The 26,937-nt window shown below is 37.8% G+C and carries 25 protein-coding genes; 13 read left to right on the plus strand and 12 right to left on the minus strand.

Annotation, left to right across the window (positions count from 1 at the left end; genetic code table 11):
• Nucleotides 1-215 precede the first annotated feature (215 nt).
• The 4 genes from yajC to J4051_RS18115 form a co-directional block, all read right to left on the minus strand.
• Nucleotides 216-518 (minus strand): preprotein translocase subunit YajC, encoded by a 303-nt coding sequence (yajC, locus tag J4051_RS18100; RefSeq protein WP_208235293.1) that lies wholly within the window; start codon nt 516-518, stop codon nt 216-218.
• 20 nt (nt 519-538) lie between these two features.
• A complete protein-coding gene (locus tag J4051_RS18105; protein WP_208235294.1) occupies nt 539-1,096 on the minus strand; it encodes a DUF1573 domain-containing protein in 558 nt (185 codons plus the stop codon).
• Between the two features lie 73 nt (nt 1,097-1,169).
• Nucleotides 1,170-2,114 carry a transcription antitermination factor NusB gene (nusB, locus tag J4051_RS18110; protein WP_236027601.1) on the minus strand — a complete coding sequence of 315 codons (945 nt, stop codon included), beginning with the start codon at nt 2,112-2,114 and terminating at the stop codon, nt 1,170-1,172.
• A gap of 111 nt (nt 2,115-2,225) precedes the next feature.
• On the minus strand, nt 2,226-3,326 hold the full coding sequence (locus J4051_RS18115) for a Glu/Leu/Phe/Val dehydrogenase dimerization domain-containing protein (protein WP_208235295.1): 1,101 nt from the start codon (nt 3,324-3,326) through the stop codon (nt 2,226-2,228).
• 123 nt (nt 3,327-3,449) lie between these two features.
• Between J4051_RS18115 and J4051_RS18120 the strand changes: the two genes are divergently transcribed.
• The 3 genes from J4051_RS18120 (at nt 3,450) to J4051_RS18130 (ending at nt 8,364) form a co-directional block, all read left to right on the plus strand.
• Nucleotides 3,450-5,204, plus strand: coding sequence for an ABC transporter ATP-binding protein (locus J4051_RS18120; protein ID WP_208235296.1), 1,755 nt, complete (start codon nt 3,450-3,452; stop codon nt 5,202-5,204).
• Between the two features lie 174 nt (nt 5,205-5,378).
• Nucleotides 5,379-5,768: a PUR family DNA/RNA-binding protein gene (locus J4051_RS18125; RefSeq protein WP_208235297.1), complete on the plus strand. Its 390-nt coding sequence runs from the start codon at nt 5,379-5,381 to the stop codon at nt 5,766-5,768.
• A gap of 88 nt (nt 5,769-5,856) precedes the next feature.
• Nucleotides 5,857-8,364, plus strand: coding sequence for a M14 family metallopeptidase (locus J4051_RS18130; RefSeq protein WP_208235298.1), 2,508 nt, complete (start codon nt 5,857-5,859; stop codon nt 8,362-8,364).
• Here the strand turns inward: J4051_RS18130 and J4051_RS18135 are convergent.
• Together J4051_RS18135 and J4051_RS18140 are read right to left on the minus strand one after the other, a co-directional pair.
• Nucleotides 8,359-9,417 (minus strand): 1-acyl-sn-glycerol-3-phosphate acyltransferase, encoded by a 1,059-nt coding sequence (locus tag J4051_RS18135; RefSeq protein WP_317192745.1) that lies wholly within the window; start codon nt 9,415-9,417, stop codon nt 8,359-8,361. The genes J4051_RS18130 and J4051_RS18135 overlap by 6 nt on opposite strands.
• Before the next feature lie 3 nt (nt 9,418-9,420).
• A complete protein-coding gene (locus J4051_RS18140) occupies nt 9,421-9,756 on the minus strand; it encodes a tRNA-binding protein (protein WP_208235299.1) in 336 nt (111 codons plus the stop codon).
• Between the two features lie 53 nt (nt 9,757-9,809).
• Here J4051_RS18140 and J4051_RS18145 point away from each other — a divergent pair, with 53 nt between their 5' ends.
• From J4051_RS18145 to J4051_RS18155, 3 genes are all read left to right on the plus strand, one after another.
• The gene (locus J4051_RS18145; protein ID WP_208235300.1) at nt 9,810-10,379 is read left to right on the plus strand and encodes a thioredoxin family protein; all 570 of its coding nucleotides are present in this window, start codon (nt 9,810-9,812) and stop codon (nt 10,377-10,379) included.
• Nucleotides 10,380-10,456: 77 nt separating this feature from the next.
• Nucleotides 10,457-11,728: a HipA domain-containing protein gene (locus J4051_RS18150; RefSeq protein WP_208235301.1), complete on the plus strand. Its 1,272-nt coding sequence runs from the start codon at nt 10,457-10,459 to the stop codon at nt 11,726-11,728.
• Between the two features lie 320 nt (nt 11,729-12,048).
• Nucleotides 12,049-12,618, plus strand: a complete 570-nt coding sequence (locus J4051_RS18155; protein ID WP_208235302.1) for a hypothetical protein — start codon at nt 12,049-12,051, stop codon at nt 12,616-12,618.
• Here J4051_RS18155 and J4051_RS18160 read toward each other — a convergent pair.
• Both J4051_RS18160 and J4051_RS19305 read right to left on the minus strand, forming a co-directional pair.
• Entirely contained in the window at nt 12,605-14,128 is a 1,524-nt protein-coding gene (locus tag J4051_RS18160) for a GH3 family domain-containing protein (RefSeq protein WP_208235303.1), read from the minus strand. The two genes, J4051_RS18155 and J4051_RS18160, sit on opposite strands and share 14 nt — an antisense overlap.
• A 26-nt stretch (nt 14,129-14,154) precedes the next feature.
• Nucleotides 14,155-14,472, minus strand: coding sequence for a four-helix bundle copper-binding protein (locus tag J4051_RS19305; protein ID WP_208235304.1), 318 nt, complete (start codon nt 14,470-14,472; stop codon nt 14,155-14,157).
• Between the two features lie 144 nt (nt 14,473-14,616).
• Between J4051_RS19305 and J4051_RS18170 the strand changes: the two genes are divergently transcribed.
• On the plus strand, nt 14,617-15,708 hold the full coding sequence (locus tag J4051_RS18170; protein WP_208235305.1) for an endonuclease/exonuclease/phosphatase family protein: 1,092 nt from the start codon (nt 14,617-14,619) through the stop codon (nt 15,706-15,708).
• A 193-nt stretch (nt 15,709-15,901) separates the two neighbouring features.
• The gene (locus J4051_RS18175) at nt 15,902-16,507 is read left to right on the plus strand and encodes a thiamine phosphate synthase (RefSeq protein WP_208235306.1); all 606 of its coding nucleotides are present in this window, start codon (nt 15,902-15,904) and stop codon (nt 16,505-16,507) included.
• Between the two features lie 15 nt (nt 16,508-16,522).
• Here the strand turns inward: J4051_RS18175 and J4051_RS18180 are convergent, their stop codons facing one another.
• Nucleotides 16,523-18,676: a TonB-dependent receptor gene (locus J4051_RS18180; protein WP_208235307.1), complete on the minus strand. Its 2,154-nt coding sequence runs from the start codon at nt 18,674-18,676 to the stop codon at nt 16,523-16,525.
• A 219-nt stretch (nt 18,677-18,895) separates the two neighbouring features.
• Here J4051_RS18180 and J4051_RS18185 point away from each other — a divergent pair, with 219 nt between their 5' ends.
• The 3 genes from J4051_RS18185 to J4051_RS18195 all read left to right on the plus strand — a co-directional run bounded on the left by J4051_RS18185 (nt 18,896) and on the right by J4051_RS18195 (nt 20,874).
• Nucleotides 18,896-19,564 carry a lysoplasmalogenase gene (locus J4051_RS18185; RefSeq protein ID WP_208235308.1) on the plus strand — a complete coding sequence of 223 codons (669 nt, stop codon included), beginning with the start codon at nt 18,896-18,898 and terminating at the stop codon, nt 19,562-19,564.
• A 169-nt stretch (nt 19,565-19,733) separates the two neighbouring features.
• Entirely contained in the window at nt 19,734-20,228 is a 495-nt protein-coding gene (locus J4051_RS18190; protein WP_208235309.1) for an RNA polymerase sigma factor, read from the plus strand.
• 4 nt (nt 20,229-20,232) lie between these two features.
• A complete protein-coding gene (locus J4051_RS18195) occupies nt 20,233-20,874 on the plus strand; it encodes a hypothetical protein (RefSeq protein ID WP_208235310.1) in 642 nt (213 codons plus the stop codon).
• Between the two features lie 164 nt (nt 20,875-21,038).
• On the opposite strand, the gene J4051_RS18200 is transcribed toward J4051_RS18195, so the two are convergent.
• Both J4051_RS18200 and J4051_RS18205 read right to left on the minus strand, forming a co-directional pair.
• Nucleotides 21,039-21,848: a lysophospholipid acyltransferase family protein gene (locus tag J4051_RS18200; protein WP_208235311.1), complete on the minus strand. Its 810-nt coding sequence runs from the start codon at nt 21,846-21,848 to the stop codon at nt 21,039-21,041.
• Between the two features lie 86 nt (nt 21,849-21,934).
• Nucleotides 21,935-22,576, minus strand: coding sequence for an NUDIX hydrolase (locus J4051_RS18205; protein WP_208235312.1), 642 nt, complete (start codon nt 22,574-22,576; stop codon nt 21,935-21,937).
• A gap of 6 nt (nt 22,577-22,582) precedes the next feature.
• Between J4051_RS18205 and J4051_RS18210 the strand changes: the two genes are divergently transcribed.
• Complete coding sequence (locus J4051_RS18210; RefSeq protein WP_208235313.1) at nt 22,583-23,290, plus strand: peptidylprolyl isomerase; 708 nt, start codon at nt 22,583-22,585, stop codon at nt 23,288-23,290.
• A gap of 61 nt (nt 23,291-23,351) precedes the next feature.
• Nucleotides 23,352-25,508: a M3 family metallopeptidase gene (locus J4051_RS18215; RefSeq protein WP_208235314.1), complete on the plus strand. Its 2,157-nt coding sequence runs from the start codon at nt 23,352-23,354 to the stop codon at nt 25,506-25,508.
• 350 nt (nt 25,509-25,858) lie between these two features.
• Here J4051_RS18215 and J4051_RS18220 read toward each other — a convergent pair whose 3' ends face one another.
• Entirely contained in the window at nt 25,859-26,485 is a 627-nt protein-coding gene (locus J4051_RS18220; protein ID WP_208235315.1) for a trimeric intracellular cation channel family protein, read from the minus strand.
• Between the last annotated feature and the right edge of the window lie 452 nt (nt 26,486-26,937).

Genomic DNA, 26,937 nt, shown 5'->3' on the forward strand with positions numbered 1-26,937 from the left:
AATTGCATACCAGCAACGTAGTTGCGTCATCTTTGTAACCACGTAGGTTTCGCAATTTGTGTAGCAACGTAGTTGCGCCATCTTTGTAGCACAACGATTATACATCAATTAAAGCTGCAGCGCAGCGAAATCTTAAATTTATCAAAAAATGAAAAAAGCCCAAAACAAAAAAGCCACTTCAATTGAAATGGCTTTTTAAATTTGTAAACAAAGATTTATTTTGTTGTTGTAGTTGCAGGATCTACATTGAGCTTGCTACTCAATTCTATTGAAATTGCAGAACGATCAAACTTGATTTTTCCTGCCATGGTTTCAATAACACAACTGCTATCTTTATCATTTAAGTCGACAATTTTACCGTGCATTCCGCTTTTGGTAATAACTCTGTCGCCTCTTTTTAATTCACTTGCAAACTTTTTTTCCTTTTTGGCGCGCTTCATTTGTGGTGCAATCATAAAAAAATACACTACAGCGAACATCGCAATAAAAGGTAAAAACGAACTTATTCCTTCTCCCATTAATTCTTAATTATAATTAGTTAGTCGTGATTATGGCCTTCGTGACCAGGTTGTGTGCTATACTTACGAACAGGCTGTTGCATAATAGATTGTGTCCCACCTGCTTGCTGAACACCTGGTTGCATTGCTGCATTAGGATCACCTTCAACCATGGCTTTGATTCTAACTGTTTCAGCACCTTTTTCTGTATTGGTGGTCATGGTGATGGATTTTGTAACCACACCGTTTCCTTTTCCGTCAAATTTCACTTTAAATTCGCCAGTTTCTCCTGGAGCAACTTGTCTTGTCCAGTCTGAAGGCACTGTACATCCGCAAGTACTTTTGATATCACTGACCACTAATGGAGAACTTCCTGTGTTTGTATATCTAAAGATAGTTTCTACAGGTGTTCCATTTTTTATGGTACCAAAATCATGTTCTGTCTCTTCAAATGAAACGGTTGCAAAATTTCCTGAGTTAGCATCTCTTTGTGCTGCTTCTGCAACGTTCTCTGATTTGATTTTTGCCGTAGCATCTTCTTTACACGACATAAAGGCAACCAAGCAAAATGCACTAACACCTAACATTAATTTTTTCATTGTATTGTTTTTTTTGATTAAAATGTTCAGTTTAAAATAAATTTGAGGGTGTAAAAGTAGTAATTATTTCCCATTACATCAACCCCCGCCCTATTTTATTTAATTCGCCATTCTCCTTATATTCCTTAACAATCTTGTCTAAAATACCATTAATAAAGAAACTACTCTTTGGCGTAGAATATTCCTTGGCAATATCAATATACTCGTTAATTGTCACCTTCACTGGGATAGACGGGAATTTTTGAAACTCACATATCGCCATTTGAAGTAAAACCGCATCTAAATTAGCAATACGTTCGGCGTCCCAGTTTTGGGTTTTAGCGGCAATTTCCTTATTGAATTTTGATTTATTCAACAAGCTTTTTTGGAATAATGCCGTGGCAAACTCCTTATCTTCAGTATCTTTAAATAGTTTTGGTGTAAAATAGTTGGCTTTATTCTCCTTTTTCAATTTGCGGAGCATCTTTAGAATTCCCGTGTTAACCACAGGTAGATCATCCAACCAAGTCAGTTTCTTATCTTCTATATATTCATAGAGCTTGTCATTTGGAGCTATAATTTCAGTGAACACATCAATTATAAAGTTTTTATCTTCCTTAAAATCAGATACTTTATTGGACATATAATCCTTATAAAGGTCACTCTCTATGATGCTTTTAAAAATGATATCCACATATTCAAAATCCAGATACCAATAATCAATCTTGCGTTTTTCAATCTCAATTTGAAGCGCGACGTCTTCGTTCAGGATTTGCAGAACTTGATTGTTGATAAATTTTCTATTGGGATTTTTCTCTTCTTGTGTTGCTAAAATTTTTCTTTGAGACTTTTCCTGGTAATCTTCAGCCCTCTTTTGGACTTCAATTAAAAGTGATAGCATCATGAGATGCAAATCGTACATCTGGTCAAGACTTTGGAGTAGAAACTTCTCGTCCTTCTTGAAATCGTCACCTTCACCCCCATCAAACGCATAAAGGGTTTGCATCACTTTTATACGAATATGTCTTCTGTTTAGCATTTGTAAGAACTTATTAAATTAAAAAAAGACGAAAAGCTTATGTGCTGTTTCGCCGTGCAAAAATAGTATTAATTTATAACTTCAAAAAAAAATGACAAGGATATCTTAAGCTTATTTCAATTGTTCATTTTTTCGTTTTAGAATGCGCTCTTTAGCTATTTTTAAAGCAGCAGCATTTGGTGTTACGCCATTCTCGGCAGCTCGTTCTAAAATCTCCAAAGTAGTATTGTAAATATTTTCGGTTTTACGCTTGGTCTCTTGCTTATCACAATTTTCAATTTCCGCATAAACATTAATAAGGCCTCCGGCATTGATTAAAAAGTCCGGGGCATAAACAATACCTTTTTCTTGCAACATCTCGCCATGTCTATCTTCAGCTAACTGGTTATTTGCAGAACCTGCAATAACTTGCGCTTTTATTTTATTGACGGTATCATCATTAATTGTCGCTCCCAAAGCGCAAGGGGCATAAATATCCATGGCTTGACTATAGATATCGTTGCCCTCATAAATGACAACGTCATATTTATTTTTGACAATCTCCAGCCGTTCTTGATTAATATCGGTAACGATCACTTTGGCGCCTTCCTTCAATAAATGCTTTATTAAAGCCTCACCTACACTTCCAACACCTTGCACAAGCACTGATTTACCTTCCAATACATCAGAGCCATACTTGTATTTCGCGGCAGCCTTCATCCCCATAAAAACACCATAAGCCGTGTTTGGAGATGGATTTCCAGAACCACCTTTGCTTTCAGAAACTCCGACAACATGTGACGTTACTTCCCTAACGACATCCATATCATCAGTAGACATGCCAACATCTTCTGCCGTAATATATCGCCCACCTAAAGAATCCACAAACTCACCAAATCTACGCATCAATTCTGGTGTTTTTTGAGTCTTCGCATCACCTATAATCACCGCTTTGCCGCCCCCTAAGTTTAATCCAGAAATTGCAGATTTAAAGGTCATTCCTCTTGATAGCCTCAATACATCATTTAGCGCATCCGATTCAGTGGCATAATTCCACATTCTGGTGCCGCCAAGAGCAGGTCCTAAAACCGTATTATGAATGCCAATTATTGCTTTTAAACTAGTATCTTTGTCGTGGCAAAAAACAATTTGCTCGTGATTATCGAAAGAAAGTTGGCCGAATACAGGGTCTGATTTTGAAAGCTCCTTAGAACTTATAACTTTTAAATCCATATGATTAAAATTAGTTCTGCGTTTTTATTAGATATTTCAAAAATAAAGCAATACCTCGAGGAATAGCAAAAATATAGTCGCTATTTATGAGATTCTTACATCTCAAGCGACCAATAACAATAAATGAGAGAATTACAACACGTCAATAAGTACTTTTATAAGTACAGATATAAATTATTAGCAGGGATTTTAATAACGATTGTTGCTCGAATTTTTCTTCTTTTCACCCCAGAACTGGTAGGTAATTCAGTAGATGTCATTGACAATTACCGAAAAGGCATCACCACAGACATAGCAGTCGTTAAAAGTGAATTGCTCATAAATATCCTTTATATTATTGGCGCAGCAATCATTGGTGGTATTTTCACCTTTGCCATGCGTCAGACTATTATATATGTCTCACGGGAGATAGAGTACGATCTTAAAAACGAAGTTTATCAACAATACCAAAGATTATCCTTAGATTTTTACAAATCGAACCGAACTGGTGATTTGATGAGCCGGATCAGTGAAGATGTCGGTAAAGTCAGAGAATACGCCGGACCAGCTCTTATGTATAGCATCAATACCGTAACACTTTTTATCATTGCGATTATTTTAATGTTCAGATCAGCACCCACACTTACGCTGTACACCATAATTCCATTACCTATCCTTTCCTATTTTATTTATATTTTAAGTAAAGCCATCCACAAACGCAGCACCATTGTCCAACAATGGCTTGCTAAACTTTCTACGTTTACACAAGAAACATTCAGTGGGATTAGTGTGATCAAGTCATACGGAATTGAAGGCAGCACGAATGCCGATTTTGATATGCTTTCCGCAGAAAGCAGACAAAAAAACATTGATTTGGCTAAAATCCAAGCCCTGTTTTATCCTCTGATGATCTTTCTAATAGGCTTGAGCAATATCATCGTTATCTATATTGGCGGTAAGCAATATATAGATGGTGAAATAGAAAGTTTAGGTGTCATTGCTAAATTCATCATTTACGTTAACTTATTGACCTGGCCCGTAGCTACTGTGGGATGGGTAACTTCAGTAGTCCAACAGGCAGAAGCTTCACAGAAACGGATCAATGAATTTCTAAAACAGGAACCCACAATAAAGAACACGGCTACTGAACCTTCTCATATTGAAGGAAATATTGAGTTTAAAGATGTATCCTTCACCTATCCTGACACTAATATTCAAGCCTTAAAAAATGTAAGCTTTAAGATCAACCAAGGCGAAACTATGGCTATAATTGGTAAGACTGGCTCTGGAAAATCTACCGTTTTGGATCTTATTGGTCGTTTGTATGATGTGACTTCTGGTGAAATAAGAATCGACAACATACTTATTCAAAATCTTCATCTCACGAGCTTAAGGGACCATCTTGGATATGTCCCACAGGAAGCATTCTTGTTTTCAGATAGCATCAAAAACAATATCATGTTCGGGAAAGAGGATGCCACACAAGAAGAGGTCATCGCAGCCGCTAAAAATGCCGATGTCCACAAAAACATCAAAGGTTTCACCAAAGGCTATGATACTGTTTTAGGAGAGAGAGGCCTTACTTTATCTGGAGGACAAAAGCAGCGGATTTCTATTGCAAGAGCAATCATCAAGTCGCCACAAATCTTGTTGTTTGATGACTGTCTATCTGCTGTAGATACTGAAACAGAAGAAAAAATCCTCAATAACCTCAGAACCATCACTAAGGGCAAGACGACCATCATTGTCAGCCATCGCGTTTCTTCTGCGAAAAGTGCCGATAAAATAATTGTTCTTGACGAAGGCCAGATCATTCAAAAAGGGACCCACAACTCCTTGATCGATGTGGACGGATATTACAAAGAACTCTATTTAAAGCAGCTTACTGAAAACGAATAATTGAATCGATCCTACTAACTAAATTACTTATTCTCAATCTCACAACAGACTTAATGAGATTGAAGTAAGACGATTCTTTATCATTAATTAAAAGAAATATCGGAAATTGTTGGTTACTAATCTTTTTTTTTAGATTTTTGGTACGTAAACCGTTACTAATTAAAATAAAAAAATATGAGTGATCACGGAATGATGGAGAAAGAGGAAATATTCTCTAAAGTATTGCGCGCAGGGAGAAGAACCTATTTCTTTGACGTTAGGGCCACAAAAGCTGGAGATTATTACCTTACTATCACGGAAAGTAAGAAATTCACGAATGATGATGGTTCTTTTCACTACAAAAAGCATAAAATCTACCTTTACAAAGAGGATTTTAGTGAATTTAATGAGATTTTAAAAGAAATGACAGACTATGTCATTGATGAAAAAGGCGACGAAGTTATCAGCGAACGCCATCAAAAAGATTTCAAAAAAGAAGATTCAGTTTCTGAAGACGATACTTCAGATTCAGAAACAATGAAATCTGCTGAAAGGTTTACAGATATCAAGTTCGAGGATATTTAAACCAACAAACAACAAAATTATTATAAGAACCGCTACTTTGGGTAGCGGTTTTTTTTATATTTATAGTTTAACTAAAATACTTATGAGAATGAGATTTCTATTCACCTTGTGTCTTTTGTCGTCATGCTTCATTTTTGGACAAAAGCAAACTGACCTATCCTATTATTTACCACAAAACACTACTTACGACAAATCGATTCCTACCCCACAGTCTGTTATTGGTCATGAGGTTGGCGAGTGGCACATCACTCACGATAAGTTGGTGGAATACATGAAAGCCTTGGCCGCAAGTTCAGATCGGATTACTCTTGAAAACAGAGGTACGACTTATGAAGGCAGGCCTTTGGTTCTGTTAACCATTACCTCAGCAAAAAACCATCAAAATATTGACGCCATCCGTCAACAACACATCGCCGCAACTGATGACAATACATCAGTAAACACCAGCAATATGCCTATTGTGATCAACCAAGGGTTTTCCATTCATGGGAATGAACCGAGCGGCTCCAATGCCGCACTTTTAGTAGCGTATTATCTCGCTGCCGCAGAAAGTAGCGAAGTTAAAAACATGCTTGACAATATGGTCGTACTTTTCGACCCATCATTTAATCCTGATGGTTTACAACGTTTCGCTTTTTGGGCAAACTCCAATAAAAGCAAAAACCTAAACCCTGATCCAAATGATCGTGAATATAATGAAGTGTGGCCAAGAGGTAGAACCAACCACTATTGGTTTGATATGAATAGGGACTGGTTGCCGGTCCAATTGCCAGAATCAAGAGCAAGATTGGAGACTTTCCACAAATGGTTACCAAATATTCTGACCGACCATCACGAAATGGGGACCAACTCTTCTTTCTTTTTTCAACCTGGAATTCCAAGCAGAACCCATCCTCTGACGCCACAACTAAATCAGGATTTGACCAAACAGATTGGAAATTATCACGCTAAAGCTTTTGATAAAATTGGTTCCTTCTATTATACCGAAGAAAGTTTTGATGATTTCTACTATGGCAAAGGTTCCACCTTCCCTGATATTAATGGAAGTATCGGTATTCTTTTTGAACAGGCCAGCTCAAGAGGTCATGTTCAGGAAAGTGACAATGGCATTTTAACCTTCCCGTTCACCATCCGAAATCAATTTACTGCCGCTTTATCCACTTTGGACGCAGGATATCATATGCGGGAGGAAATCCTAAAATACCAGCATGATTTTTTCAATAATGCACGTGGTGAAGGAAACAAAGAAAAAGCGAAAAACATTATTTTTGGAGATGCAAAAGACGCTGCCAAAACTTACGAATTGGCCGAAATACTGAGAAGACATCAGATTGAAATCTACGAGCTTAAGAACGATGCCACTATTGATGGTAAACAATTCAAAAAAGGCTACAGTTATGTCGTGCCAAAAAACCAAAAAAACACGCGATTGATCAACGCCATGTTTGAAAAACGCACAACTTTTCAAGACAGTTTATTTTACGATGTCTCTGCATGGACCCTACCATTGGCGTTTAACTTAGATTATGTTGAAGGCGTACCATCTTCACATTTGGGCGAACAGGTTTTGGATTTAAAGATGAAACCAGGAAATGTCTCCGCTAAAAGTGATTATGCCTATCTAATGGAATGGCATGAGTATTACACGCCAAAAGTGCTCAACGAAATCCTCAAAAATGATTTACGCGCCAAGGTCGCGATGAAGCAGTTTGGCAGTAAGGACAAAAAATATGATTATGGCACCATCATGATTCCTGTTCAAAACCAATCAAAAAATGCTGATGAACTTTATCAGTTTTTAAATGAATTAGCCAAAGAAAGTCATGTACAAATAGATGCAGCTTCAACGGGTTTAACTGAAGGGGTCAATCTAGGGAGCAATGAATTCAGACCTCTTACGCTTCCAAAAATAGCGCTTCTTGTCGGCAATGGCATTTCTTCTTATGATGCAGGCGAAATCTGGCACCTTTTGGATCAACGCTATGATATGATTTTAACTAAATTGGACACTGACAATTTAGGCCGGGCTGATTTAAGTCGCTATAACACCATCATCATGCCGAGTGGTAGTCTCAGCAAAAGTGACACTGAAAAACTATCAACTTGGGTAGAAAATGGCGGAACGCTCATTGGCTTTAAAAATACACTACGCTGGTTGAATACCAACAAATTCATGAAATTGGATTTTAAAAAATCAGAACGTGTGGCGAAAAACATAACTTTTGAACAGCGTCGAGATTACAGTGGTGCACAAGTGATTGGAGGCTCTATTTTTGAAGTGAAATTGGACCGCTCCCATCCGATCAATTTTGGATATAAAAATGAAAAACTTCCTGTTTTCAGAAATTCCACATTATTTGTCAACCCAGATAAACAGAGCTACAACAACCCAATACAATACACTAAAAACCCGTTGTTAAGTGGCTATGTTTCTAAAACCAACTTAGACAGTTTGGCTTTGAGCGTGCCTTACCAAATGCAGCGCATGAAACGAGGTAAAGTAGTCGCGTTTACCGACAACACCAATTTCAGGGCGTTTTGGTTTGGGACCAATAAACTAATGATGAATGCCATATTTTTTAGAGACGAACTATAATTTAACTGCCATCACATCTAAAACGAAGACAGATGCGAGGTACAAAAGTGCATAAAATGCTCCAAAGCTGAGCCATAAGACAACTGCTATGACAAGCATAAAAACAGGCACTAAACTTATGGCCACTGCAAAGCGAAAAGTAGAAATGAATTCTGGCTCCTTTATTTTAGGTTCCAGAATGAGTTTCCAGATCGCATAAGGTAAAAAAAGAGAAAGACACAATCCCATTTTAGCAATCGCTTTTATGGGATTTTGCTTTTGTTTTGGCTGTGCTTCGCAATTTTTAAGCTGGGTGGCAACAATTTGATTCACTATTGTAGGATCTAGAAAGTTCGCATTTAAACCTTCCAGCCTTTGCAGCTTAGCATCGTAATCATCGCCATCAAGATGTGTTGTGAGTGTTGTTAACGCATTAAACACATCTACCTTCATTCTTAAAACGGTAGCATTGGTATCTGGTGTTTTATAGTTTTTTGATGATATTGGGGTTCCGAAATTTAAGATCACATGGTCTGCAAATTCTTCAGCTCGTCTATAATTAAAACCTACTGGCACTAAATTGATCTCAATATCTGGATGGTCATTTAAAGTTTCGGCAATGATTCGGGTGAAACCTTTACTCAATGTTCTTACTTGACGTTTGATATTATGGTTCCCTTCTGGAAAAAGCACGATGGCATTATTTTCATAAAGCAATTGCGAACAGGTTTTAAAAATGGCTTTGTTTTTCGACAAACTATCCCAACCATCCCTGACCCGATAAACCGGCAACATCAAGAGACTTCGCAGGAATTTGCTAATCCATGGTTTTTGGAAAACGCTGGCGCGTGTTAAGAAATAAGAAAATTGTCCTTTTCTTGTGGCAATTAGAATCGGATCCATCAATCCGTTTTGATGATTCCCTAAAAAGAGCGTGGGTCGATTTGGAAGAAGCTGTTCCTCAAAGTTGAACTCAATTTTTTTATAATAAAAAAACAAAGCCAATCGGATATAACTCTTCATACCATGCAACCATAACAATTTCAATTTGCCGTTTTCCTTCAATAGTTCCACAATTTAGGCTACAATTGAGCCGTTTTTTACCGGCATTTCTGGTCGCAATAAAAACACATCATTATCTTTTATAGCTCCTACGACTAAGCACTCACTCATAAATTTCGCAATTTGTTTCTTTGGGAAGTTTATGACAGCAACAACCTGTCTATTCAGCAAATCTTTCTTAGAATATAATGTGGTGATCTGAGCGGAAGATTTCTTAATTCCCAGGGCTCCAAAATCAATAATCAATTGATAGGCAGGGTTTCTTGCCTCAGGAAAATCATTGATCTCAACAATAGTTCCAATACGTAAATCAACTTTGGTGAACTCCTCAAAAGTTACTATCTTTTCCATGCTCAAAATGTAGCTAAACTTAAATACATCCACAAGATAAATAAAGAAAAAATATGGCTCAAACCCCCTCAAACATGTTACCTCTTGGCACAAAGGCACCTGATTTCAAACTATTGGACACGGTAAGCGGTGAACAGCTCACTTTAGATGATTGCAAAGGTATAAAAGCAACTGTCATCATGTTTATTTGCAACCATTGTCCATTTGTAATTCATGTGAACTCGAAATTGGTAGAATTGGCAAAAGAATATAAATCCAAAGGCATCAATTTTGTGGCCATTTCCAGTAATGATGTTGAAAGATATCCACAGGACGGTCCCAAATTCATGAAAGAAAGGGCCATTGACGAAGTTTATATATTTCCTTATTTATTTGATAGTAGCCAAAATGTAGCCAGAGCTTATGATGCGGCCTGCACTCCTGATTTTTATGTTTTTGATTCGCATTTGAAGTTAGTATATAGAGGTCAACTTGATGACTCAAGACCAGGAAATGACATCCCGGTGACAGGAAAAGACATCGTAAACGCACTCGATGCTCTCCTGACTAACCACCCCATTTCCCAAGATCAAGAACCAAGTATTGGCTGCAATATTAAATGGCGCCCTGAGAATCAAAAATAATTATCATTTTTTTTCACTGTTCATAACACACGTGAGTTAGACAATTACCCTCAAATCCTATAAACACAGAACATCCCATGAAAAAAATCCTAATAACTATTGGCGTCATACTTGTTCTTTTTATCATTCTACTCTATTGGTCATTAAAAAGCACACCAGAAAATTATGAGACCTCAACCATTGTCAATCTTGACAACGTCAATTCAATTAATTTCAAGGATTATGATTCGCTAATTATTTCTGCAAGCTCCCTATACGAAGCCAACGCTTTGAAAAAGTTGATGCAAGGCGAGCATTATCGTGACGCTTGGGCAACACCGATAAAAGTTCCCGTGGTGTTTTTGGACACGCTTTTAGGCGGACTAACCATCGTGAAAGAAGGTGGTGGCAATCAAACGAAGTCCTTAAAACTTGAGGATAGTATCGGAAATAAATACGCGCTAAGAAGTATCAATAAAACCCCAGGCCCACTGATTCCAGAATTTGCAAAAACCTTGGGCTTGGAAAACATCATTATCGATGGCATTTCGGCACAACATCCGTATGCAGCAACTGCCGTGGCCCTGTTGGCCGATGCAGCCCACATTTTACATACATCTCCAAAAGTTTATTTCATTCCGAAACAAAAGGCCTTAAAAGATTATAATGAAAACTACGGCAATAAACTTTTCCTTTTCGAGCATGAAACTGAAAGCAAAACCAATTGGACGACTATAAAAAATGTTCGTACCATTATTGAAACAGACGACTTACAAGAACTCAAATTAGAACTCGGCGATACACTTAAGTTAGATGAACATGCCTTGGTCAGGGCACGACTGTTTGACCTGTTTATTGGCGATTGGGACAGACATGCTAAACAATGGGGCTGGGTCATTAAAGAAGAAGCGGGGAAACAGATTGCCATTCCGCTACCCGCTGACAGGGACAATGCTTTTTTCAATATCGGTGGCATTGTCCCGAGCATCATATCCAATAAAAATGTCACGCCTGAAATGCGCCCTTTTAATGAAGATATTGAATACTTGCCGGGATTGATCCATGATTTTGATGCCTATTTTTTAAAAAGCACAACCGTAAATGTTTTTATTGAAGAAGCACAGATCTTACAAAAATTACTGACAGATCAAGTTATCGAAAATGCTGTACGCCAATGGCCTGCACAAATTTACGAATTGGATGGTCTCGAAATTGAAAACAAGCTCAAAAGCAGAAGAGACGGCCTTCAGGATTACGCAAAGGAATTTCAGCGTATCTTGACTGAAAAACCATATCCAACATCACCCTTAAAGGGTTCAGAAGGCGTCAAATTTAACGGTCATTATTTGAACTGTTTCGAATGCTATTAAAATTTCATCAAGAGTTTTTAAATATAAAAAGACGGTTTAACTCAGAACCTCGGGATACTAAAACCCAATGTTGGGAGAAAACCGTCTTTTATCAATTGTGGAGCAAAAAATCTTCTGTTACTGTCGGTAAATAACTATAATTAAAGTCATTTATCGACATAATAGTTATGCTTATATTAACTCAAAAAAATCAAAGATTGACCCTTATGGATTTTCGTTAAATAAACCTAAAACGGGATGATTTTCTATGAAAATAGATGTATTTTATGGTCTCTCTTATGAAATACTTCATTTATTTAATCATAACCCTTAGCACGTCGATGAACGCACAACATATTATTCCTGATTCCATCTCAAAAGAAATTATCACGGCTTTAGAATACTATCCTGACCTCAAAGACACACAAATAGAGTTTAGATTTAAAAAGAACATAAAAAAATCGACCATGCAGGCCAGACCTACATTTGGTAGCTTTTTTAGAACTCGTAAAAACAGGAGATATGTCATTCTTATCAGTGAAACCTTTAAGATTTCGGATAAAAAATTCTTGACCAAAGATATTCCTTCAGATATATTAATTGGTTGGATTGGCCATGAATTGGGGCATGTGATGGATTACGCCAATAGAAGCAAGCTCAATCTGATTTGGTTTGGCATTAAATATCTTCTTTCAGACAGCCATATAGTAGAAGCTGAACGTGCGGCAGATACTTATGCCGTGAGACATAATATGGAAGATTATATTTTAAAGACCAAGGATTTTATCTTGAACAATGCAGACATACAAGATGCCTATAAACTGCGCATTAAAAAGTACTATTTGTCCCCCGAGGAAATTATGGATATTATCGAAAAGAGAAATAAGGAAGCCAAAGCTATTGTTCAATAACAAATTTTTCCCATTCCTTAAATTTATCTTCCTTCATGACCCGTTCCATTTTAACCTGACCTCCTTTTTTCTTATTGGCGCCACTCCAGTCGTGAAATATTGAAGGATTCACCAAGGTCACCTTCACGCCTTTCAAAGCTTTGCTTCTGGCCACTTTATAATTCTTATTGGCGTCCTTTAAAAAATTGTCCAAGCTTTCCTCAATTTGCTGTTCATCAAGTTCATCTTCCGTACCGATGTACCAACAGTGATAAAATTCATCATCATCTCCACGTTTTGCGCAAATCGTATATTCGGGGATTTTTGTAGAAAACTCCGACTCGAGATGCTTCATCGCATCATCCATTTTATTGACCGATAATTGCGATCCAACGGTATTCAAGAAAAATTTGGTACGGCCGGTAATTTTAATTTCTGCCCGTTCCACATCTGTGAACCTTATAGTATCTCCTATTTCATAACGCCAAGCACCGCTGACCGTACTCATCAACAACACATAATCCAGATCCAATTTCACATCTTCTAAAGTAATGGACGGTGCGTCTTTAACCAAGGAGCCATCTTCTTTGATATATTCTGGTTTGAAAGGTACAAATTCAAAATAAACCCCTTCATCGGTGACCAATTTCATCGCCTCCGTTTCTGGTCTTGATTGAAAGGCTACAAAACCTTCAGACGCCAAATAGGTATCAATAATCGTGATAGGCTGCCCCATTAGGGCATTAAAACTTTTTTCATAAGGTCCGAAAGCTACGCCTCCAGAGGTAAATACTTGCAGATTTGGCCAAATCTCATGGATATGGTTCAGATTGTGATAACTGATGACTTTTTGAAGCATGAGTTCAATCCACGATGGAATTCCACTTAAGGCTCCAATGTCCCAGTTTTCTGCGTTTTCAGCAATCCGCTGCACCCGCGCGTCCCAATCGTCAATTTTAGAAATTTCCTCGCCAGGTTTATAATAAGGTCGGAACCAAAACGGGATTTTACTCGCGCTAATCCCACTAATTTCGCCTTCCAAATGGTCATTGTGTTCCTTTAATTCTGTAGAACTCCCCAACATCATGATTTCCTTTTCAAAGAAATCAGCCGGAAAATCAAAATTACTCAGAGCAAACACTTGCTGGATCCCACTGTTCTTTATGGCATCAATCATCTCATCGGTAACAGGAATACGCTTACTCGATTTGCCAGTTGTACCAGAACTTAAGGCAAAATACTTAGGATGCCCAGGCCAGGTCACATCTTCTTCGCCTTCTTGAAGTCGGTACCACCATTCTTCTTGGATTTTGTTATAATCAAAATAGGGCACCTTGTTTGCAAATGCAACGGCTGGATCTTCTGATTCTAAAATGGATTCAAAATCATAATGCTTGCCAAACGCTGTATCCTTTGCTTTGCTCAAAAGCTTGTTTAAAACGTCTTGTTGCTCTTCAACAGGATTTTTTTCTGAAGTCAAGGAATCTTTAACGTCAATGATTCCTTTAATTATATTACCGAGTATTGCCATGGAAAAAAATAAAAATTAAGATATTACTACGCTGCCATTTTTCGGCATTCTTCCGCACATTTTCTGCAAGATTCTGCACATTTTTGACAGTGTTCGTGATCGTGCTGAGCACATTGCTCCGCACACCAGTCGCAAATTTCTGCGCATAGCTTACAGTATTCGGCGGCATGCTCACTATCTGCGGCCATCATTTTTATGGACACTAAACACGCATCAATACATTCTACACAACATTTCGGACAGTCATTCATACTTTTGACTCCCGCCATTTCGACAAGGCAGTTTTGACAATCTACCAAACATTTTTGGCAGGCTTCGATACATTTTTGATATGCTGTTTTCATAATAAATTGTTTTCTGCAATTTCAATAATTGAAAGGTATATGTGTATTTCAATACGTAAAAAATTTAACGCTAATCCTCTTATTCTGATGTAGCAGTCCAATTATTGAGTAATTTTTAAGTACTTTATCCTAAAATCTCAAAACTTGAATCTAAAGAAATTTCTTATCGGCTTTGGTTTTACTGCCATATTTTTCACATTGCTGCCATTAGTCCCTGCAGATTATTGGTGGATTCGGATGTTTGACTTCCCGCTTATCCAACTCACAACACTCACTTTTATTGCCATTCTTGTTTATTTTATAAAATTCGATTTCAAAAACCTAAAAGACTATATATTTATTACAGCACTTATCGGATGCTTCATTTTTCAATTTTCAAAGATTGTTCCTTATACGCCGTTTTACAAAAAAGAAGTACTCAATGCCGCCAGCAATCCAAACATTCAAAAAATCAAATTACTCACGGCCAACGTCCTGCAGAAGAACGAATATAATGACGGCTTGATCGCTATTGTTAAAGAGTTAAATGCGGATGTCATGGTGTTTACAGAAGCTAATAACCGTTGGCAGGATGCCATTATAAAACACCTGTCTGCAGATTATCGATACAAAGTTGAACTGCCTTTAGATAATACCTATGGCATTCTGATGTATTCCAAATTTGAACTCATCAACCCTGAAATCAAGTTTATGGTCACCGATTCGATCCCCTCTATCCACAGTAAACTAAAATTACCTTCTGGAGATGTCATCCAACTTTTTGCCGTTCATCCCACACCACCGATGCCTCAAGAAAACCCCTTATCGACCGACAGGGATGCCGAACTTATGATGACCGCAAAGTTAGCACGTGAATCACTGGTTCCCGTTATAGTTATCGGCGATTTCAACGATATTCCTTGGTCACCAACAACACTTTTATTTCAAAACACGGGTGAACTCTTAGATGTTAGAGTTGGTAGAGGATTTTACAATACTTTTAATGCCAAAAAATATTTGCTACGATGGCCCTTAGATCATGTTTTTGTGTCTCCCGAATTTAGGTTAAAAACCCTGAGAAATTGTGAATCGATAGAATCCGACCACTTTCCTTATTACGTAGAATTATCATTTGAACCCGAAGGCGCAAAACCACAAAAGCCCGAACCGGCTTCAATAGAGGATTTAGAAAAAGCAAAGAAGCAAATTGAAAAGCTTAAAACAAAAAGAATGAGTCATGAAAATGTTCAACTCTAAGGTTTAAGAAATGATCCTAATTAAATCACACATCAATTTAAAACCAACATTAGATCAACCTGATTTTATAACTTCGCTTAATATTGTTTTTCAGCTTGAAAAAATTGTTTGAGAAGTAAGAACTAACTGAAAAAGAAATCACAAAAACACCTTATAGCCATTTTGACATATCATCAAAAATTCATGATAGATTATGATTGTACTTATAGCACCCAAAAAAGATATAGAAGACGAAACTCAAATTCTAAACCAGCTTCTTGAGTCTGATTTAGAATGTTATCACTTAAGTAAACCTAACAAAAACTATCAAGAACATGTTGACTTTTTAAAAGAGATAAACTCAGATTATCACAACAGAATCGTCCTCCACAATTTTCATGAATTGACAAATGATTTTGATCTAAAAGGAATCCACTTTGAAGAACAACAACGACGCAAGTATATTGAAACACCCACCCGTTACTTTAAAGATTTAAAACTTTTCGGAAAAACCATCAGCTCTTCTTTTAGTGAATTAAATGATTTAGTGGACAGCGACTTCGAATTTGATTACCACTTATTAAGTCAGATATTTTCCTCAGAAAATCAACCAAACTCTGAGGGCAGCCAAATTGATGTCGGCGATGTCGATAAACTTATTATTGGCATGGGTGGCATTGATGCACACAATATTCATAAAGTTTTTAATTTAGGCTATCAGGGCGTAGCTGTATTGGAAAGTGTATGGAACAGCAACGATCCGGTTGGGAGCTCTACCGATTTGAAAACTATCCATGATTCCATACGAATTCAACCATAATCCCACAGCTATTATTTACAAATTATCCAATTGATTATCTGTACCATCATCACTTATGGTCCAAAAGAAACCCACAAAAAAGAATTGATCTGCTGCTGGACGCATGGCTCTTCTTGAAAAATCGCCATTCATGTCCGCCGTATTTGTATATTGATACCCATTGACATTTTTAAAACCCAGCGCATTATTCACAGAAAAATAAAGAATTTTTTGTGGACTCAACAAATACGCCCAATTCAGGCTTAAATTATTATAGGATTTCGTTTTCGCATTCAAGAATCCGTCGGCATTAGGGTCTGTATATTTTCTACCGGAAGCAAATGCATAACTGAAACCGACTTGGCTTTTCCATTTATCGATCCAATATTTACCCACTACAGAAAGGTTGTGCACATTGACAAAGTTGGGCTGTGAAGCATACGGATAGTCTTTATAATCTCTTTCGGTATCCAAAAATGAATAACTTATCCAATAATCAACATTCTTGATATTCTTATTATCCCGCCAAAACAAGTCGATACCTTTGGCATAACCACTACCAGAATTATCAAAATTGGTATCAAAATCGATAAACTCTGAATCGTATTTCACCAAGCGTTTATAATTCTTATAATAGGCCTCAGCTCTAAAAATACGTCCCTCAGCATTATATTGATAATTGAAGATGTAATGTTCAGTATTCTGCGGCTGGAGTGCTTGATCAAATTTTAAAATGTCATTATTGGGGTTTTGATAAAAGTTACCATAAGCCAATGAGACCTGACTTCTCTTTGATGTTTTATAAGCTAACGATAATCGCGGCGCAATCTCAGCAGCTTTGAACAATTGGCTATAATCTATCCTTACCCCAGCTTTCAGCGCCAACTTCTTCGAGAAAATGACATCTGCTTCAGCGAAAGCAGCTGCAATATCATTTGTAAATCCGTAATTACTTGACGCTATCCTATCATCTTGATAGTTTTCATTAAAATGGGTCGAAAAATATTCAGCACCGAAATTCAACTTCAACCGATTGCTGAAGCGGCGTTTCAACTTAAATTTGGCATGATACGAATTTTCTGTATTGTCAATATCACTATCTATAATTCCTACATCTGTCCGACCGTGTGTATAACTCAAACCGCCAAAAACGGACCATACATCGGACAACATGCCTTGATAAGAGCCATTAAAATAAAGGTTGCTGTTTTTCAATTTAAAATGGACACCTTCGGCATAGTTGATGTCTTCTTGGATCAGTTCGAAATTGGAGGCTTCAAAAGCCGTGTAAAGTTTCAGAAGCCCATTATCAAAATGTCGTCTATAAACTGCTTCACCAGATGCTGATTGAAAAGGTTTCTCCCAATCATTTCGATCAGGAAACAACGTAATGTAAGGTGCCAAATTGATATAAGAAGCATTCACGCTCAACGAGCTTCTTGCCCGTTTTCGGGTATTGCCCAGAGCTCCTCCCAAGGTCATAATACCAATTTCGGTTTTGTTCTGATCCGCTTCGTCAATGGTATTGAGCAACAAAACGCTGGAAAGTGCCTGACCATACTCGGCCGAATAACCACCTGTGGAAAAAGTAATACCATCAAACAAAAACGGTGAATAGCGTCCACGTGTCGGTGTATTATTAGTTGTGGGAGTGTAAGGCGTAAACACCCGAATGCCATCAATAAAAATCTGCGTTTCATCGGCTTCTCCACCACGTACAAAAAGGCGTCCATCTTCCGCTACTGTTGTGGTTCCCGGCAAGGTTTGTAAGGCACCTACAAAATCGCCCAAGGCACTCGCAGTTGTCACTACATCCAGCGGCTTTAATACAGAAACCTTACCATTATCACCCGCTTCAAATGTTCCCGCGGAAAGCACTACGGCATCCAAGGTATTGACGTCTTCACGAAGTTTGATCTGCAAGTCCGTCATTGCTTTGACCTCAGCAAGCTTTTTAAAGGTCTCATAGGAGAGAAAAAAAACGACCAGTGTTTGTGTCCCGGTTTTGCTTGTAGCAAATGAAAAGGCCCCCAAAGCATCTGTTGTTCCACCATCATAAGAGCCTTCGAGATACACATTGGCGCCTTCAATGGGTACTCCTTTGGCATCCGTAACTTTTCCAGAAACTGTGGCTTGTCCAAAACTATTTATAATTGTGAAATAGAAGAGAAATGAGATTAGTGCTTTCATAATAATCGTTTGACTCGCCCGAACTTGCCTTTTCCTGCCCGAATGAATTAGTTATGGTGGGCGGTAGGAGCGGGTTGATTTATGGCACAAATGTGGATGTATTGAAACAGATTGGAAATTCTTAAGTTCTGAACTGTCATAATTTAGGGACGAATTGAGTTTTGGTTTATATTGTCAGAATTTCCATCATTTAAGTATCTTAGGACCAAAATCCAACCGATGCTGACCAAAATCGAACAAAAATTTACCACCCTGTTTATCCTGCTTCTTATTGCAGAACTCATCTGCGGCAGCGCAGAAAGCTTGTCAACATGGCACTACTTCACAAAACCTTCTTTGCTCACTGTTTTAATCGTTTATTTTTATTTCAACAGCAAAAACCTCACTTCAAGAACTAAAATCACGACCTTAATAGCGCTGGTTTTTTCTTTAATGGGCGATATATTTTTAATGTTTGTTGACCTGTCTCCAAATTTTTTCATGCTCGGATTGGTTTCCTTTTTATTGGCACATGTGTTTTATATCGTGATATTTTGGAAGCAAAGAAATACTAAAACCAATCCCGTAGGTCTAATTGCAATATTAATAATGTATGCCATCGGGCTTTTTTATCTGCTCAAAAACAGTCTGGGTGATCTATTGATTCCAGTCATTTTTTATATTGTTGTCATTTTAGCGATGGTCATTGCCGCATTTTTAAGACGGGGAAAAGTTTCGAAAATAAGTTTCTTTTTGGTGTTTTTAGGTGCTATATTGTTCGTGATTTCAGATAGCATTTTAGCCTTGAATAAATTTTACATGCCCTTGAGATTTTCCAGTATAAGTATCATGCTAACTTATGCCTTGGCGCAGTATTTTATTGTCATGGGACTTCTAAAACAACCATAGACATCTTCTATAGTAACATGTTAAAAACATAAAAATCAGCACATAAAGACACTATTAACGAAGTTAAACTTCAACACTAAAATCGATGTGTTATTTTTATAAAAAAACACACTATTTGGTGTAACAATCTCCATTCTTTCTCTACTAACAGTATAACTAACCATCGGATTTGGACAAAGAATTAGAACATAGTTTTGTCGCGTTGCTTGAGGAGCACCAAAACATTGTGCACAAAGTTTGTAGGCTATATACAAACCATAGAGAAGCGCACAATGATTTGTTCCAGGAAATTACCATTCAGCTTTGGAAAGCCTATCCCAAGTTTCGCGGCGATGCAAAATTCAGCACATGGATGTATCGTGTTGGGTTGAATACCGCCATCACCTTATACCGAAAATCCAAGCGTACAGTCAATACGTATGAATTGGAAACTTTTCAGTTTAAGATCAAGGCTGAAGAATATGATGACACTGAAGAACAACAGTTAAAATTGCTTTATCAAGCCGTCCATCAATTGAATGATATTGAAAAAGCGCTCGTTTTTCTATACTTAGAAGAAAAGGATTATCGAGAAATTAGTGAAACCTTAGGGATTAGTGAGGTTAATGCGAGAGTAAAAATGAACAGGATCAAAAACAAACTAAGAACAATACTTAATCCGTAAATATATGGATGAATTAGAATTATTAAAAAAACACTGGAAGCAAGAGGATACCCAATACCCTCATGTTTCTGCCAATGCTATCTATAAAATGATCTTGCAACGGTCATCATCAATTGTCAAATGGATATTCATCATCAGTCTTTTGGAGTTTGCACTCTGGACAGCCGTCACTGTATTTCTAAAAGACCATAAGAGCGCACAACACTTTGACAGACTTGACTCTGACTACCTGATCATTCCATTGACCGTGATAGGTTATGTGATCTTGATCTATTTCTTCTATTTATTCTACAAAAATTTTAGACGTATTTCAGTGACTGACAGCGCGAAAGTACTCATGGAAAACATCCTAAGAACAAGAAGAACCGTTAAAAACTATGTGGTTTTTAATTTGGGCTTTATGGTCCTTTCCACTGTGGTAGTATTGTATATTGAATTTGACCAAGATACAGCCTTGATACGAAAGACTCAAGCAGCCGCTGCCAATGGAGAGCTCTTTATGTTCTATGCCAAAACGATATTGATTGTGGCCGGGGTTCTTGCAGTTTTTGCTGGCATCTTGCTATTCTTCTATTGGCTGATCTACGGCTTGTTGTTGAGAAAACTCAATAGGAATTACCGAGAATTGAAAAAACTGGAGATGTAAAACTGAGCTCACCTATCGATTTAAACTACGATCACCAACAAATGGAAGATCAGGTCAGTAGGTGGTTTATAACCCGATAGGTGAACCGTCAAGAATTATTTAATTAGTATACTGTATAAAAATCTGAGTTTAGAAGACGTCACAATCGAATTCCAATCGCATGTCTATTCTGGTACTCTCCATTTTCTAAGTTTGTGTAGTTCTTCCTGCGCCATAATTTCTTCTTGCGGAATGACTTTCAGGAACGACGGATGTTGCTCAATTGCGTACTCTATCTTCTCTACGATCTGATCAATAGTTTCATTTTCATAATCGATCTCCAAGGGTTTTTTAATTTCCATGGACTGAAGAATATTTTTCTTTTTGATACGGATGCCTTTTTTATCAAAAGAACGTCTAAAGCCGTCAATGACGATTGGCACAACAATAGGTTTATAACGTTTGATAATGTGCGCTGTTCCTTTTCTAATGGGCTTAAAAGGCGTAGTCGTACCTTGTGGAAAAGTAATCACCCACCCATCATCCAAAGCCTTGGAAATGGCCGTAATGTCACTCATTTTGACCTGACGATTCACTTCCTTACCTTCTGCTCTCCAGGTACGCTCAATGCTGATAGACCCCACATAAGCCAATATTTTTGGCAATAGGCCATCCTTCATCGTCTCTTTGGCGGCAACATAGTAAATGTTCAATTTTGGATTCCATAGATAGCCAATGTTCCTGATATTATCATCACGATCACTCAAACTCGCATTGAATACATGAAACATGGCCACCACATCAGCAAAATAGGTTTGATGATTGGAGATGAACAGCACATTGGTATCGGGTAAGTTTTTAATAACCTCAGAACCTTCAATTTGCAGTTCGTTAAACCCCCTAAAGCGCCTGTGTGTCGCAGCTCCAAGAATACGGATGAGCCATTTTTTTACAAAAAGTATATGCCCAAAAGGGTTTCTTTTAAATAATCCCATTGTTTTTATTTACGATTAAGAAATTGTATTTGAGATGCCTTCGCCTCCAACCTTCCTCAGAAAACAAATTTAGTAAAATCCACAGCTTAGAGCACTTTTTTTAACAAGTCTTTTACTTCACTGAGCATCATAGCAGTTGCGCCCCAAACTGTTTGTCCGTTCAATTTGAACACCGGCACCTCAACCTCTTTTTCCAACGAGGTCATGAGCATTTGAGAACTCACGTTGTCGTCATTCATAAAATCAGCTAAAGTAACCTCAATCAAATCCTCCACTTCATCGTCTTGTTTCAAAAACTGAGGGGTCTTGAGTGTCACGCCCAAAAAAGGATAGACCGTAAAATTACTTGGCGGGATATAAAGATCGGTCAACGCCCTTAAAACCTTCATATCTTTAATGGGCACGCCTACTTCCTCAAAAGTTTCTCTCAGTGCAGCATATTCCAATGAAGGATCTTCCGGCTCCAGCTTCCCTCCCGGAAATCCCACTTGAGCAGAATGAACGCCTCTGTAGGTTTTTCTCAAAATCAAAATCAACATCGTGGTGTTCTCAAGATTTGGATAAAACAAAGCCATGACGCCTGCCTTTCGTGAATGTTTCCTGAGTGTTCGTTGCTTCTCAATCAATTCATTTCGGTATTTTGGCGACATTTTCAACTGCGAATCAAGTCCCGGAAGTGGAATATGTTCTATTTTTGAAATAGATTTTAAAAAAGTATCAAAATTCATTTAGATATGAGAATTTTAATGTTCATCGGCGTGTTTTTCATTTTGGTTAATTGTGAAGATAAACAATCCCGCCAAAAAAATAGTCATTCAGTTGTAGATTCCCTGTCTTCCAAAGACATTCCAGTCAAAAAAAATACACCTGCAAAAAAGCAGCGTAAATTCCCAAAACTCACCGACAAAAATGCGATGGAGTTTTTCCTCGAGTACGAAAAGGAAAACAAAGAAAACAAAGTGCGCATCACTACCGATTTTGGAACGATAGATATTTTGCTATTTAATGAAACCAAATTCCATCGTGCAAACTTCGTCTTTTTAACTAAGCAAAAGTATTTTGACAACACCCAATTTTATCGTATCGTCAACAACTTTGTCATTCAAGCCGGCAATAGCGATGATGTAGCCATCGCCGAAAAACGTCGAAAAATCGGCCAATACCTTCTACCCACAGACACGAAACGAGGCTATGTGCATGATAGGGGCGTTATCAGCATGCCAAGTAGTGAGATTGAAAATCCATATAAATTAGCGTCTCCATATCAGTTTTTTATTGTGCAGCAGCAAGGTGGTGCACATCATTTAGATGGCAACTATACGGTATTCGGAAGAGTCATAGATGGGATGGATGTTGTAGATACGATTGCCGCACAAGAAACCGATGGTTCAGAATGGCCTTTAGCAAACATCTACATCCGAAAGGTGGAAATTATAGATTAATTAAGAAAATTGAGTCTTAAATTCGATATCTTGGAAACTTTTAAAATTAACACTAAAACTAATGACAAAACACAACCTAAAACACATTAAAACCCTGAGTTTATGTGTCCTTATTACCTTTACAAGTTGTAAAGACAACGAAAAAAATGAAACCAGCATGGCTAATACTGACAACATCCTTTTACAGGAATGGACAGGTCCTTATGACGGTGTACCTGCTTTTGACAAAATGAACGTTAAAGATGTCAAGGAAGCTGTTGAAAAAGGCATGGAACTCGGTTTGGAGGATATTGAGAAAATCGCCAACAATCCTGAGCCACCAACTTTCGAGAACACAATTGTTGAAATGGAACGTTCCGCAAAAGATCTAACCCGCGTGTTTACCTATTACGGTATTTTGAGCAGTAATATGTCGTCTCCTGAATTTAGGGACCTTCAAGCGGAGTTGGCACCTAAGCTTTCTGACTACAGTTCAAAAATCTCTCAGAACGAGAAATTATTTGAAAGAGTTAAAGCCGTATATGATGCTTCACAAACAACACCTTTAGAAGCTGATCAACAGCGTGTGGTTGATTTGACCTACAAAGGTTTTGAAATGAACGGCGCCAATTTAGATGCAGAAAAAAAGAAGCGTTATGCCGAAATCAACAAAGAACTCTCATCTATCTACACCAAGTTTTCAAATAACGTTTTACACGATGAAGAAAATTATGTCACCTATTTGAATGAAGACCAATTGGGCGGACTTTCTGAATCTTTTGTCAAATCGGCGGCTAAAATTGCTTCAGACAAAGGTCAAGAAGGAAAATATGCCATTACCAACACACGTTCCTCAATCGATCCATTTTTGACTTATTCTACAGAACGCGAATTGCGCAAACAAGTTTGGACCAATTATTATTCTCGTGGTGATAATGGCGATGAATACGACAACAACGACTTGATTGCAAAAATCCTAGAACTCCGTAAAGAGCGTGTTGGATTGATGGGCTACGACAATTATGCTGAATGGCGCTTACAGGACAGAATGGCAAAAACACCAGAAAACGCCATGAATTTGATGATGGCTGTTTGGCCTGCTGCTATTTCGAGAGTTAAAGAAGAAGTCGCTGATATGCAAGCTGTGGCTAATGCCAGTGGCGATAACATCACCATTGAGCCTTGGGATTACAGATATTACGCTGAAAAAGTTCGTCAGGATAAATATGATTTAGATAGTGAAGAGGTAAAACAATATCTACAACTGGATAAGTTGACGCAAGCTTTGTTTTACACGGCCGACCGTTTGTTCAATTATAAATTCACCCCAGTTGCTGAAGGAAGCGTTCCTGTTTTTCACGAGGATGTGAAAGTATGGGATGTGACCGACAAAGATTCTGGAAAACATATTGGGTTATGGTATTTAGATCCGTTTGCAAGAGAAGGGAAACGTTCTGGTGCGTGGGCAACTACTTACCGTAGCCATACCACCTATGACGGTGAAGAAACAGTATTGGCGTCCAACAACTCCAATTTCGTAAAACCTGCTCCTGGTGAGCCTGTTTTAGTGTCTTGGGACGATGCGATTACATTTTTTCACGAATTTGGACATGCCCTGCATTTCTTCTCATCCAACGTAAAATATCCAACCTTAAACGGCGGCGTTAGAGATTATACCGAATTCCAGTCGCAGCTATTAGAGCGTTGGCTATCTACCGATGAAGTGATCAATCAATTCTTGGTACATTACAAAACCGGTGAGCCTATTCCAGCAGCATTGGTTGAAAAGATCAAAAAAGCGGCCACATTCAACCAAGGTTTTGGAACAACAGAATATTTAGCATCAGCTTTAATCGATATGAAGTTGCATTTGGCTGATCCAGAAAATATCGACATCGACAAATTTGAGCGTGAGACCTTAAATGAATTAGGTATGCCCAAAGAATTGGTCATGCGACATAGAACACCACACTTCGGACATGTCTTCTCGGGTGAAGGCTATGCCACAGCTTATTATGGCTATATGTGGGCAGATGTATTGACGGCTGATGCTTCTGAAGCATTTAGAGACGCTCCAGGTGGTTTTTATGATAAAGAGCTTTCTGAGAAATTGGTAAAGTATTTATTCGCACCTAGAAACTCTATGGACCCTGCAGAAGCCTACCGTTTGTTTAGAGGACGTGATGCGAAGATCGAAGCTTTGATGAGAGATAGAGGTTTCCCAGTTCCGAAGAGTTAATTAAAGAATTTCCTATACTATTGAAAGCCGCGTTTTGAACGTGGCTTTTTTTTTAGGATAAGCGAATTATGACTGCCGATGATCTTTTAAACAGCTTTAAAATAAAAACACAAACAGCTATAAAACAAAGTTTTATATATTTTAAAAAGAAGACTGAAAGTCTACTACATTTGTGAAATAGAACGCATAATATTTTCTCAAAACTTTATAGGAAAGAATCCGTGAAAATCGTGTCTAAATCTTTAGAAGCTAAAGCGAGATGCACTTAAACACATAATTTTAACTTTCTATGAGACCAACAAAAATCCTATATAATCGTTTTTTACTTTACAGTTCAATTTTTCAAAAGTCTAAACTGATCTGTTGTGGTCATTCTTATACAAGTTAGGCAGACTGATATTAAATTTCACCGCAATTAACCTGACAGAAATAACCACAGCACCCGCAATCATAAAAACGACATTATCATCAATTGGGAGTTGTCTCAAAAGAAAATATGTGATACCTCCTAAAATACAGGCGGTCGCATAAATTTCCTTTGTTCTGAAAATAACAGGAATTTCATTAGACAAAATATCTCTGAGCACCCCACCAAAACAAGCCGTTATCGTCCCCAATGAAATACATATAAAGGGATGTAAGCCAGCCGATAAACCTTTTTCAATCCCCACAACTGTATAAAGCCCGATCCCAATCGTATCAAACAACAATAAAGACGTACGCAAATAATTGATTTTCTGTTTAAAAATCACCGTAAAAACAGTAGCAATGAAGATCACATAAACGTAAGTCATATCGGTCATCCAGGTAACTGGAGTGACGCCAATTAAAACATCTCTTAGGGTTCCGCCACCTACTGCGGTCACAAAGGCAATAATGAGGACACCAAAAGGGTCCATTTTTTTATTCATTGCTACAGATACACCAGAAATGGCAAAAGCAATCGTACCTAAAATGTCAAGGGTCTGTAGAAACATAGTTTGTCCAAAAAGTTATAAAACGGGCAAAGATAGCAACACGAATTGGGCAATCTGAATTTTATTGGAATAAAATGACAATTTGAGTGTTTTTGAGGGTTTTATGAAATAGAAATTAAAAAATTTAAGGTTAAATTCCCTTTCCAAAGATCGGATTTGAAAGCAGGATAACCCCTTCGTCTGCGCTCAGAGCAAGCATATCGCGCAAGTTTTGTGAAAAGGAAAAGAAAAATTACTTGGGAACAAACTCGATGAGATTCCGCCCGATGGCGGGATAAGCGACTCGCACATATTTTCCGAAAAGGAAATCTAAACTTTATTTGAAGCCAGCTCCAAGAGATCCCGCCCAAAAGCGGGATAAGCGATTCGTACAAGTTTTGTGAAATGGAAACGTGAAATTCAACTTGGAACTAAATTGAAGAGATCCCGCCCGAAAGCGGGATAAGCGATTC

This window comes from Gelidibacter pelagius, from assembly GCF_017581925.1.
In the GTDB taxonomy this organism is placed as follows: domain Bacteria; phylum Bacteroidota; class Bacteroidia; order Flavobacteriales; family Flavobacteriaceae; genus Gelidibacter; species Gelidibacter pelagius.

What these genes read in the sequence shown, in the direction of transcription:
- yajC (WP_208235293.1), bottom strand. Translation starts at nt 518, where the DNA reads ATGGGAGAAGGAATAAGTTCGTTTTTACCTTTTATTGCGATGTTCGCT.
- J4051_RS18105 (WP_208235294.1), bottom strand. Translation starts at nt 1,096, where the DNA reads ATGAAAAAATTAATGTTAGGTGTTAGTGCATTTTGCTTGGTTGCCTTT.
- nusB (WP_236027601.1), bottom strand. Translation starts at nt 2,114, where the DNA reads ATGCTAAACAGAAGACATATTCGTATAAAAGTGATGCAAACCCTTTAT.
- J4051_RS18115 (WP_208235295.1), bottom strand. Translation starts at nt 3,326, where the DNA reads ATGGATTTAAAAGTTATAAGTTCTAAGGAGCTTTCAAAATCAGACCCT.
- J4051_RS18120 (WP_208235296.1), top strand. Translation starts at nt 3,450, where the DNA reads ATGAGAGAATTACAACACGTCAATAAGTACTTTTATAAGTACAGATAT.
- J4051_RS18125 (WP_208235297.1), top strand. Translation starts at nt 5,379, where the DNA reads ATGAGTGATCACGGAATGATGGAGAAAGAGGAAATATTCTCTAAAGTA.
- J4051_RS18130 (WP_208235298.1), top strand. Translation starts at nt 5,857, where the DNA reads ATGAGATTTCTATTCACCTTGTGTCTTTTGTCGTCATGCTTCATTTTT.
- J4051_RS18140 (WP_208235299.1), bottom strand. Translation starts at nt 9,756, where the DNA reads ATGGAAAAGATAGTAACTTTTGAGGAGTTCACCAAAGTTGATTTACGT.
- J4051_RS18145 (WP_208235300.1), top strand. Translation starts at nt 9,810, where the DNA reads ATGGCTCAAACCCCCTCAAACATGTTACCTCTTGGCACAAAGGCACCT.
- J4051_RS18150 (WP_208235301.1), top strand. Translation starts at nt 10,457, where the DNA reads ATGAAAAAAATCCTAATAACTATTGGCGTCATACTTGTTCTTTTTATC.
- J4051_RS18155 (WP_208235302.1), top strand. Translation starts at nt 12,049, where the DNA reads ATGAACGCACAACATATTATTCCTGATTCCATCTCAAAAGAAATTATC.
- J4051_RS18160 (WP_208235303.1), bottom strand. Translation starts at nt 14,128, where the DNA reads ATGGCAATACTCGGTAATATAATTAAAGGAATCATTGACGTTAAAGAT.
- J4051_RS19305 (WP_208235304.1), bottom strand. Translation starts at nt 14,472, where the DNA reads ATGAAAACAGCATATCAAAAATGTATCGAAGCCTGCCAAAAATGTTTG.
- J4051_RS18175 (WP_208235306.1), top strand. Translation starts at nt 15,902, where the DNA reads ATGATTGTACTTATAGCACCCAAAAAAGATATAGAAGACGAAACTCAA.
- J4051_RS18180 (WP_208235307.1), bottom strand. Translation starts at nt 18,676, where the DNA reads ATGAAAGCACTAATCTCATTTCTCTTCTATTTCACAATTATAAATAGT.
- J4051_RS18185 (WP_208235308.1), top strand. Translation starts at nt 18,896, where the DNA reads ATGCTGACCAAAATCGAACAAAAATTTACCACCCTGTTTATCCTGCTT.
- J4051_RS18195 (WP_208235310.1), top strand. Translation starts at nt 20,233, where the DNA reads ATGGATGAATTAGAATTATTAAAAAAACACTGGAAGCAAGAGGATACC.
- J4051_RS18200 (WP_208235311.1), bottom strand. Translation starts at nt 21,848, where the DNA reads ATGGGATTATTTAAAAGAAACCCTTTTGGGCATATACTTTTTGTAAAA.
- J4051_RS18205 (WP_208235312.1), bottom strand. Translation starts at nt 22,576, where the DNA reads ATGAATTTTGATACTTTTTTAAAATCTATTTCAAAAATAGAACATATT.
- J4051_RS18210 (WP_208235313.1), top strand. Translation starts at nt 22,583, where the DNA reads ATGAGAATTTTAATGTTCATCGGCGTGTTTTTCATTTTGGTTAATTGT.
- J4051_RS18215 (WP_208235314.1), top strand. Translation starts at nt 23,352, where the DNA reads ATGACAAAACACAACCTAAAACACATTAAAACCCTGAGTTTATGTGTC.
- J4051_RS18220 (WP_208235315.1), bottom strand. Translation starts at nt 26,485, where the DNA reads ATGTTTCTACAGACCCTTGACATTTTAGGTACGATTGCTTTTGCCATT.